Source organism: Methyloversatilis discipulorum, assembly GCF_018780585.1.
In the GTDB taxonomy this organism is placed as follows: Bacteria; Pseudomonadota; Gammaproteobacteria; order Burkholderiales; family Rhodocyclaceae; genus Methyloversatilis; species Methyloversatilis discipulorum_B.
The window spans coordinates 77,606-87,128 of sequence record NZ_JADMJL010000015.1 but is presented as its reverse complement, the minus strand read 5'-3'; the positions used below and the strand labels follow the sequence as shown (position 1 = coordinate 87,128).

Here is a 9,523-nt window from a genome sequence, read left to right as displayed (position 1 = left end):
AGCATCTTCTTGGCGTCGCCGAACAGCATGCGGTTGTTGTCCTTGTAGAACAGCGGGTTGTCCACGCCCGCGTAGCCGCTGGCCATGGAGCGCTTCATGACGATGCTGGTGCGGGCCTTCCAGACTTCGAGCACCGGCATGCCGGCGATCGGGCTGGTCGGGTCGTCCTGCGCGGCCGGGTTGACGATGTCGTTGGCGCCAATGACCATGGCCACGTCGGTGTCCGGGAAGTCCTCGTTGAGTTCGTCCATTTCGAAGACGATGTCGTAGGGCACCTTGGCTTCGGCCAGCAGCACGTTCATGTGGCCTGGCATGCGGCCGGCCACGGGGTGGATGCCGAAGCGCACGTTCACGCCCTTCTCGCGCAGGGTGCGGGTGATCTCGAACACCGTGTGCTGGGCCTGAGCGACGGCCATGCCGTAGCCGGGAACGATGATCACGTTCTTGGCCTCGCGCAGCATCTCGGCGGTCTCGGTGGCGCTGACGGGCGTCACCTCGCCCTGGGGCTCGGCGGCAGCGCCGTCGGCCTTGGCGGCCGGCTTGCCTGCGCCACTGCCGAAGCCACCGGCGATCACGCTGATGAAGTTGCGGTTCATCGCGTTGCACATGATGTAGGACAGGATGGCGCCCGATGAGCCGACCAGCGCACCGGTGACGATCAGCAGGTCGTTGCTGAGCATGAAGCCGGTGGCCGCCGCCGCCCAGCCCGAATAGCTGTTGAGCATGGACACCACCACCGGCATGTCGGCGCCGCCGATGGCCATGACCATGTGCACGCCGAACAGCAACGCGATCACCGTCATCACGATCAGCGGCGTCATGCCGCTCTGCACGTCGTGCGCGTTCAGGAAAACCTGGCCGAACCCGATCACCACCAATAGCGCGATCAGGTTGAGCCAGTGGCGCGCAGGCAGCAGCAGGGGCTTGCCGCCAATCTTTCCGTTGAGCTTTCCGAAGGCAATCAGCGAACCTGAGAAGGTGACCGCACCGATGAGGATGCCCACGTAGATTTCGACTTCGTGGATGGTCTTCTCGACACCTTCGAGTTGAAGCGACGTGTCGACATAGCTGGCGAAGCCGACCAGGCAAGCGGCCAGACCGACCAGGCTGTGCATCAGCGCGACCAGCTCGGGCATCTGGGTCATCTTGACCGTTTTCGCGGCGTACAGGCCGATGCTGCCGCCCACCACCAGCGCGCCGACGATCCAGGGAATGCCGGCGGGTGAAACGCGCGGCCCGAAGACCGTGGCGAGCACGGCCAGCGCCATGCCGACCATGCCGTACAGATTGCCGCGGCGCGACGATTCGGGGTTGGACAGGCCGCCCAGACTGAGGATGAACAGGATGGCAGCTCCGAGGTAGGCCACCGTGGCAAGGCTTTGGGACATGGGTGTCTCGTCTCTTTCTTGTCTTGATCGGTCGGGGACGGAGCCGAAGGTCCGCCCCCGGGGTCCTTACTTCTGGAACATCGCCAGCATGCGGCGCGTCACGGCAAAGCCGCCGAACATGTTGATCGCGGTCAGCACGATGCCGGCGAAGGCGAGCCAGAGGATGAGCTGGTCCGGTCGACCGTTCGCACCGGCATCGGGGGGCGCGATCTGGATCAGCGCACCGATGACGATGATGCTGGAGATGGCGTTGGTCACGCTCATCAGCGGCGTGTGCAGCGCGGGCGTGACGTTCCAGACCACCATGTAGCCGATGAAGCAGGCCAGCACAAACACCGTGAAGTGGCCCAGGAACGCAGCCGGCGCGAACGAACCGATGGCGCCGAACGCCAGAGCCCCCACGGCGAAAATGATGGCCAGCGTCTTGGCGGGCATCGGGCCGCCGGGGCCGTGCCCATGACCGCTTTTCTTTTCAACCGCTGCGGCGGCCGGCTTGGGCGCGGGCTTCGGAGCGGCGGCGATGGGCGGTGCCGGCCAGGTGATCTCGCCGTCCTTGATCACGGTCAGGCCACGGATGGCATCGTCGTCCATGTTGACGTTGATGACACCGTCCTTGGCCTTGCACAGCTCTTCGGTCAGGCGGAACAGGTTGGTTCCATAAAGCGTGGACGACTGGCGTGCCATGCGTGAGGCCAGGTCGGTGAAGCCGACAATGGTCACGCCATGCTTGACCACGGCCTTGCCCGGTTCGGTGAGTTCGCAGTTGCCGCCCTGCTCGGCGGCCATGTCCACGATCACGCTGCCGGGCTTCATGCTTTGTACCATCTCGGCGGTGATCAGCCGGGGTGCGGGCTTGCCGGGAATCAGCGCAGTGGTGATGATGATGTCGCACTCCTTGGCCTGCTGCGCGTACATGGCGCGCTGCGCGGCCTGGAAGCCTTCGCTCATGACCTTGGCGTAGCCGCCGCCGCCCGAGCCCTCTTCCTCGTAATCGACCTTGACGAACTCGCCCCCCAGCGAGACGACCTGGTCGGCCACCTCGGCGCGGGTGTCGTTGGCGCGCACGATGGCGCCCAAGCTGGCCGCCGCACCAATGGCGGCCAGGCCGGCCACGCCAGCACCGGCAATGAATACCTTGGCCGGCGGCACCTTGCCTGCGGCGGTGATCTGGCCATTGAAGAAGCGCCCGAAGGCGTTGGCCGCCTCGACCACCGCGCGGTAGCCGCTGACGCCGGCCATGGAGGTCAGCGCGTCCATCTTCTGCGCGCGGCTGAGCGTGCGCGGCAGCGCGTCGATGGCCAGCACGGTGACCTTTTTCGCCGCCAACTGCTGCATCAACTCGGGGTTCTGCGCCGGCCAGACGAAGCCGATCAGGGTCTGCCCTTCGTGCATCAGCGCCACCTCGTCGGCGGTCGGCGGACGCACCTTGAACACGATGTCGGCGCTGCTCCACAGGTCGGTCGCAGAGCCGGCGATGCTGGCGCCCGCTTCGCGGTAGGCGTCATCGGACAGGTCGGCCAGATCACCCGCGCCGGTCTCCACGACCACGCCAAAACCCAGCTTGGCCAGTTTGGTCACCACGTCTGGCACGGTGGCTACGCGCTTTTCGCCCGGGAAGATCTCTCGGGGGACGCCGATGCGCTGCGGCGTGGGGGCTGCCGCGCTGGCCGCGGCGTTGTCGTTCGATGCGCCAGAAGTCATGGGTAGGTCCTCGGTCGATTTGTTGGAATTCGGTCAGTTGCTGCGCAATGGCGCATCAGGGAGCGGAAGCAGTGGCGGAACCGTCAGCCTGCACCGAACACTGAAGACGCAGTCAATAGCGGCCTTGTGCAGTTGGCGCCCCCAGTGCACGCTGGCGTGCGGACACGCCCTTCGACTGCGGTTCTGTCGATGGCCCAGAGGTATCGCGGATCACGGGCAAGGCTTCGGGCACCACCATGGCCATCAAATCCACGAAGGCGCCGCTGTAAGGATCGTACCCCCTGTTCGAAAACGGCCCCTGGCCGCACATGACCGATCCGGCGACAGGCGCATGAAAGCCCGCTCGGAGCACCTGCCGGTGCGTCTTCTCCTGCCTTCCGGAGCGCGCAGTCTAGCGTGCCAGGCTTCACGGCGCAGCACTTTGCGCCAAAAAAGATGCACGTTGCGCCGCATCATGCCAGAACCACGGAAGGTTATTGACAAAAGAAAAGCCCCGTGTTGCGTTGCAACACGGGGCTTGCATTCAAGTGCGGGAGGTGCCGCCGCGGTCAGCGTGGCAGGACGCTCACGGTCAGGCCGGCAGTTTTCCCAGCTTGCGCCGTGCGGCGTCCAGACGGTCCTGCTCGGCCTTCTGCCGGGCCTCGACGTCCACCAGCTTGATGATGATGAGCGACACGTTGTCGCCGGTCGGGCGACCGCGTTCGCGTGCGCGCTTGATGAACACTTCGGCTGCCTCGCGCGCCGAGTACACGGAGAGCACGCCGCCCATTTCCTCATCGGAAAAATAGGCCCACAGACCGTCGGAGCAGATGACGAAAGTGTCCCCGTCGGACAGCGTGTCGGTGCCGCCGAAGTCGATCACCGGTTCCTTCTGCGCGCCGAGGCAATGCAGCAGCAGGTTGCGCTGCGGGTGCGTCTTGGCGCCCTCTTCGTCGAGGCGCCCCTGACGCATCAGTTCGCCGACCAGCGAATGGTCCTTGCTGCAGCTGACAAGCCTGTCGTCACGGAAATGGTAGATGCGCGAATCGCCGCAATGCGCCCAGTCGGCACGGCCACCGTTCATCAGCAGCACGCAGGCGGTGGAATGCGGATCCTGCTCGGACGTGAAGCGGGTGAGCTTGATGACGACGTGCGATTCTTCGACCACGCTGCGCAGCAGATCATGCGGCGATTCGATCGCCGGGGCGAAGCTCTCGAAGTTCTCGCGCGCCTTGTGCACGACCTGCTCGGCCGCCATCGCGCCGCCGCTGTGGCCGCCCATGCCGTCGGCGAGCACGGCCATCAGCATGCCCTTGTGACGGGAATGCGGAAACACCGCTGCGCGATCCTGCTGTTCCTTGCGATCGCCGATGTGCTGCGCGACGCAGCTGTCTAGTTTGAGCGCCATGAAGCTTTCCGGATACCTGTAGCCGATTCTAGCTTCTCAACAGCACACGCTCGTGTAAGCAGCTGTTCATGTCTGCAAGCACAGGTGCAATTTCACGATTCTTCACAACGAGAAGCTCACGTACTGGTCGTTGATCTCGTCGATGTACTCGTCGAGCGCGCTCGCGTGTATGCCAAGCTCCTCCAGCACCTCGCCCGAACGCATGCTCCAGATCGGGTCCGGCAAGCCCTTGTTGAGCAGATAGACGTGCGTCGCCAGCGCGACGATGCCTATCGTGCTGCGCAGGCCGTAGGTGTCGTCTTCCGGCATTTCGTGGTGGTAGCGGATGGCCTGAACGATCAACTCCGGCAAGCCCCAGTTGCGGGCGACCCAGTAACCCACGGTCGCATGATCGAGCCGGTAGCGGACGTTCTCCAGACCGGTATCGACCCAGTAGGACTCCTCGTCCAGATTCAGCGTCGTCCAGTAGTCGGCGAAGCGCTGCGTCAGCAGGGGAACGCCGCAGTCGTGAAACATGGCGGCCAGATAGGCCTGATCGGGAAACACGTTGCAGACCGCGACGCGTTCGCCGGCGATCTGCGAGGCCAGGCTGGCGATCGTTTCGCAGCGTTGCCAGAAGCGCTCCATCTGCGGTCCCGGACCGCCTGCCGCCTGACGGATCGAAATGCCGCGCACCAGATTGATGGTCTGGTTGAGACCGATGCGCATCAGCACTTGTTCGGCGTTGGCGGGCGCACGGCCGCGTCCGTAGGCGGGCGAGCGGCACACCTTGAACAGCGCAGCCAGCACGCCAGGGTCGCGCGAAATGCTCTCGGCGAGGAGGCCGACCTCGAAATCCGGATTGCGCATCAGGTTTTCGATTTCGAGCAGCAGTCGGGGCTTCGATGGAAGGAGGACAGCGGACGATTCGAGTACGGCGTCGATGACTTCGGGTGCGTGTACGGCTGTTTGCTGCATGGCGGGCTCACTCGGAACTGTATTGCGGGCTGCGAGCATTAACGGCAGCCGCCGACAGGACTTGAGCGGCGGAACGCACCTGGATCCGCGGGCCACGGATCCGGGTCGGGCGCGAGCCCCGATGCGCCCAGCCCCGCGTTGGGCCTCCTGGCCTGACGGCCGGTCAGCCGGCGTCGGCCCGCCTTGATCCGGACGCATCCGGATTCGCGTGCGGCCCGCGATTCAATGACAACAGACCCTAGGTGAGCGCCTGATCGAGCCACTCTATCCAGTGGCGCACTGGCGTTGCGGTCCCGGTCTGCAGGTGGGCGATGCAGCCGACGTTGGCACTGGCAATGCCGGCCGGCTGTTCGGCCTGCAGCGAGCGCAGCTTGTTGTCGCGCAGCGTCGTCGCGAGCGCCGGCTGCAGCAGCGAATAGCTGCCGGCCGATCCACAGCACAGGTGGCTGTCGGCGACCGGTTTCAGGTCGTAGCCGGCGGCGCGCAGCAGCGCTTCGGCGTGTCCGCGCACCTGCTGACCGTGCTGAAGCGAACAGGGCGGATGGTAGGCAAGCGGGCGACGCCCGGTGCCACCGGCGGCGAACAGCCCTTCGATCTGCACGCGCTCCGCAGCCAGGATTTCGGACAGGTCGCGGGTCATCGCCGCCACCTTCGCCGCGCGCTCGGCGTAAAGCGGGTCATCGGCCAGCAGGTGGCCGTACTCGCGGACCGTGCTGCCACAGCCAGAGGCCGTCATCACGATGGCCTCGACGTCGCCACGCTCGATCGCCGGCCACCAGGCGTCAATCAGCGCACGCATGTCCTGGCGACCGCCGTCCTGATCGTTCAGGTGGAAGCGAAGCGCGCCGCAGCAGCCGGCGCGCGCAATCTCGATCAGCGAGATGCCGAGCAGGTCGAGCACGCGCGCCGCCGCGGCATTCACGTCCGGCATCAGCGCCGGCTGAACGCAGCCCGCCAGCACCAGCATGCGGCGCTGATGGCGTACCGGCGGCCAGGCGCCAGCGCTGCGCGCGTCGGCCACCTTGGCGGCCAGCGCGGCCGGCAGCAGCGGCTTGGCGAGCCGGCCGAGCGCCAGCGCGGTGTTGAACACCGCCGGACGCGACAGCCCTTCGCGCAGCAGCCAGCGCTTCGCGCGCTGCGCCAGCGGGCGCTTCGCACGCCGCTCGGCCACCGCGCGTCCGATGTCGACCAGTTCGCTGTAGCGCACACCGGACGGACAGGTCGATTCGCAATTGCGGCAGGTGAGGCAGCGGTCGAGGTGAGGCAGCACGGTGTCGGCCGGCACTTCGCCTTCGAGCATCTGCTTCATCAGATAGATGCGGCCACGCGGACCGTCGAGCTCGTCGCCCAGCAGCTGATAGGTGGGACAGGTGGCGTTGCAGAAACCGCAGTGCACGCACTTGCGCAGCAGGGTGTCGGCGGCGTCGCCTTCGGGGGTGTTGCGGATGAAATCGGCCAGTCCGGTCTGCATCAGTCGGCGCTCACAGTTCAGCGTACAGGCGTCCGGGGCTGAACACGCCGGACGGGTCGAAAGCCTGCTTCAGGCGGCGATGCACCGCCATCACTTCAGGGGCCAGCGGCTCGAACACACCGAGCGCGCGATCGACGGTACTGCCTCCGCGGAACAGCGTCGCGTAACCGCCGACAGCTTTCACTGCGTGACGCAGCGCGTCGGCGTCGACATCGCTGCGCAGCCAGCGCTGCATGCCGTTCCACTCGACCAGGCGGGGGCCGTCGAGCGGCAGCACCGGCGTCATCGGCGGCAACGACAGGCGCCACAGCGGCGTGTCGCCGGCAAAGAAACCGTGCGTCTGCTCGCGCATCGACTGCCACAGCGCAGCCGCCTCGGTCGCATTGAGTGGGTCGCCGCCGATGTTGCGCACGGCTGCATCGAGCGCGGTCTGCGCGCCCGATAGTCGAACCGCCAGCCGACCGTCCAGCCAGGCCGTGGCCGACACGGGCAGCGGCTGGGCGCCCCACTCGCGCATGCGGGTCAGCGCCTGCGCCTCATCGAGCACCAGCACGCGCGTCTGTTCCGCCTGCGGTCGCGGCAGCACCTTCAGCGTCACCTCGAGTACCAGACCCAGCGTGCCGAAGCTGCCGGCGATCAGGCGCGACACGTCGAAGCCGGCGACGTTCTTCATGACCTGACCGCCGAAGCGCAGCACGCGGCCCTGTCCGTCCATCAGTGTCACGCCGAGCACGAAGTCGCGCAGGCTGCCGGCACTGATGCGGCGCGGCCCGGACAGCCCGCTGGCCAGGGCGCCGCCCAGCGTCGCGTACGGGCCGAAGTGCGGCGCTTCGAACGCCAGCATCTGGCCGTGCTCGGCCAGCAGGCGCTCGATCGCCGACAGACGGGTGCCGGCATGCGCGGTGATGTAGAGCTCGGACGGTTCGTAGGCGATGACGCCCTGCGCACCGCGCATGTCCAGCGGCACGCCGCCAAGCGACTGGGCGAGGAAGTCCTTGGAGCCGCTGCCATGCGGACGCAGCGCGCGACCGTGCGCAGCGGCCTCCAGCACCTGCTCGCGCAGCACTGCATGAAGAGAGTGGGTCATGGTCAGAAACGCGGCAGTTCGGGATGGGGCAGTTCGCCGTGATGCACGTGCATGCGGCCCATTTCGGCGCAGCGGTGCAGCGTCGGCACTGCCTTGCCCGGATTCATCAGGCCGGCCGGGTCGAAGGCCGCTTTCACGCGGTGGAACATGTCGAGCTCGTCGGAGGCGAACTGGCTGCACATCTGGTTGATCTTCTCCAGACCCACGCCGTGCTCGCCGGTGATGGTGCCACCCAGCGCCACCGACAGTTCGAGGATTTCGACGCCGAAGGCTTCTGCGCGATGCACCGAATCCGGGTCGTTCGAATCGAACAGGATGAGCGGATGCAGGTTGCCGTCGCCGGCATGGAACACGTTGAGCAGGCCCAGGCCGTACTTCTTCGCCATGACCTCCATCGCCTCCAGCATTTCGGCCAGCCGCTTGCGCGGAATGGTGCCGTCCATGCAGTAGTAGTCGGGCGAGATGCGTCCCGCCGCCGGGAAGGCCGCCTTGCGGCCGGCCCAGAAGCGCAGCCGCTCGGCCTCGTCGCTGGAAATGCGGATTTCGGTTGCCCCCGCGGTGTCGAGCAGTACACGTACACGGGCGATCTCGTCCTGCACCTCCTCTTCGGTGCCGTCGGACTCGCACAGCAGGATGGCCGCCGCGTCCAGCGGGTAACCGGCATGCACGAACTGCTCGACCGCGGCCGCAGTGGCCTGGTCCATCATTTCCAGCCCGGCCGGGATGATGCCGGCGGCGATGATGTCGGCCACCGCCTGGCCGGCACGGCGGATGTCGTCGAAGGCGGCCAGCACGCAACGCGCCACGCGCGGCTTGGGCACCAGCTTCACCGTCACTTCGGTCACCACGCCGAGCAGGCCCTCCGAACCGATGGTCACGGCCAGCAGGTCGTAACCGGGGCTGTCTGGCGCGGCGCTGCCGATTTCCATCACTTCGCCCGCCATCGTCACCATGCGCACGCGCAGCACGTTGTGCACGGTCAGGCCGTACTTCAGGCAGTGCACGCCGCCCGAGTTCTCGGCCACATTGCCGCCGATGCTGCAGGCAATCTGCGACGACGGGTCCGGCGCGTAGTAGAGACCGTAAGGCGCCGCCGCCTCGGATACGGCGAGGTTGCGCACGCCCGGCTGAACGACGGCCTGCTGGGCGAGGCGGTCGACCGACACGATGCGGTTCAGCCGCGCCGTCGACAGCACCACGCCCTGCTTGTGCGGCGTCGCACCGCCCGACAGTCCGGTGCCGGCGCCGCGCGGCACCACCGGAACGCCGAGGCGGTGACAGGTGCGCAGCACCGCCATCACCTGCGCTTCGGTGGTCGGCAGCGCAACCGCCAGCGGCATCTCGCGCATCAGCATCAGGCCGTCGCATTCGTAGGCGCGCAGACGGCCAAGGTCGGTGATCAGACAGTCCTCCGGCAGGACACGCGCCAGTTCGGCGATCAGGGCCGGGCGGACGGTACTTCCGAGTGGCGGAACAGCGGCGGCTTCGTGGGCCTGTGGCAGAGCGCTCATGGCGGCTTCCGGTGGGGCAGA

The 9,523-nt window shown here is 66.9% G+C and carries 7 protein-coding genes; all 7 read right to left on the bottom strand.

Annotated elements, in window-relative coordinates:
• The coding region (pntB, locus tag IV112_RS06030) for a Re/Si-specific NAD(P)(+) transhydrogenase subunit beta (protein ID WP_304001852.1) at positions 1-1,388 on the bottom strand (1,388 nt) is incomplete at its 3' end.
• Positions 1,389-1,454: 66 nt separating this feature from the next.
• Positions 1,455-3,089, bottom strand: a complete 1,635-nt coding sequence (locus IV112_RS06025) for a Re/Si-specific NAD(P)(+) transhydrogenase subunit alpha (RefSeq protein WP_304001851.1) — start codon at positions 3,087-3,089, stop codon at positions 1,455-1,457.
• A 571-nt stretch (positions 3,090-3,660) separates the two neighbouring features.
• Complete coding sequence (locus IV112_RS06020) at positions 3,661-4,476, bottom strand: PP2C family protein-serine/threonine phosphatase (protein WP_304001849.1); 816 nt, start codon at positions 4,474-4,476, stop codon at positions 3,661-3,663.
• 102 nt (positions 4,477-4,578) lie between these two features.
• A complete protein-coding gene (locus IV112_RS06015; protein ID WP_304001847.1) occupies positions 4,579-5,433 on the bottom strand; it encodes an HDOD domain-containing protein in 855 nt (284 codons plus the stop codon).
• A 238-nt stretch (positions 5,434-5,671) separates the two neighbouring features.
• Complete coding sequence (glcF, locus tag IV112_RS06010; protein ID WP_304001846.1) at positions 5,672-6,904, bottom strand: glycolate oxidase subunit GlcF; 1,233 nt, start codon at positions 6,902-6,904, stop codon at positions 5,672-5,674.
• A 10-nt stretch (positions 6,905-6,914) separates the two neighbouring features.
• Positions 6,915-7,991 (bottom strand): glycolate oxidase subunit GlcE, encoded by a 1,077-nt coding sequence (gene glcE / locus IV112_RS06005; RefSeq protein WP_304001844.1) that lies wholly within the window; start codon positions 7,989-7,991, stop codon positions 6,915-6,917.
• A 2-nt stretch (positions 7,992-7,993) separates the two neighbouring features.
• Entirely contained in the window at positions 7,994-9,502 is a 1,509-nt protein-coding gene (locus tag IV112_RS06000; RefSeq protein ID WP_304001842.1) for an FAD-linked oxidase C-terminal domain-containing protein, read from the bottom strand.
• Positions 9,503-9,523: the final 21 nt, after the last annotated feature.

Excerpts from the sequence above, each read along its gene's own strand:
- IV112_RS06025 (WP_304001851.1), bottom strand. The coding sequence starts at position 3,089 with ATGACTTCTGGCGCATCGAACGACAACGCCGCGGCCAGCGCGGCAGCC.
- IV112_RS06020 (WP_304001849.1), bottom strand. The coding sequence starts at position 4,476 with ATGGCGCTCAAACTAGACAGCTGCGTCGCGCAGCACATCGGCGATCGC.
- IV112_RS06015 (WP_304001847.1), bottom strand. The coding sequence starts at position 5,433 with ATGCAGCAAACAGCCGTACACGCACCCGAAGTCATCGACGCCGTACTC.
- glcF (WP_304001846.1), bottom strand. The coding sequence starts at position 6,904 with ATGCAGACCGGACTGGCCGATTTCATCCGCAACACCCCCGAAGGCGAC.
- glcE (WP_304001844.1), bottom strand. The coding sequence starts at position 7,991 with ATGACCCACTCTCTTCATGCAGTGCTGCGCGAGCAGGTGCTGGAGGCC.
- IV112_RS06000 (WP_304001842.1), bottom strand. The coding sequence starts at position 9,502 with ATGAGCGCTCTGCCACAGGCCCACGAAGCCGCCGCTGTTCCGCCACTC.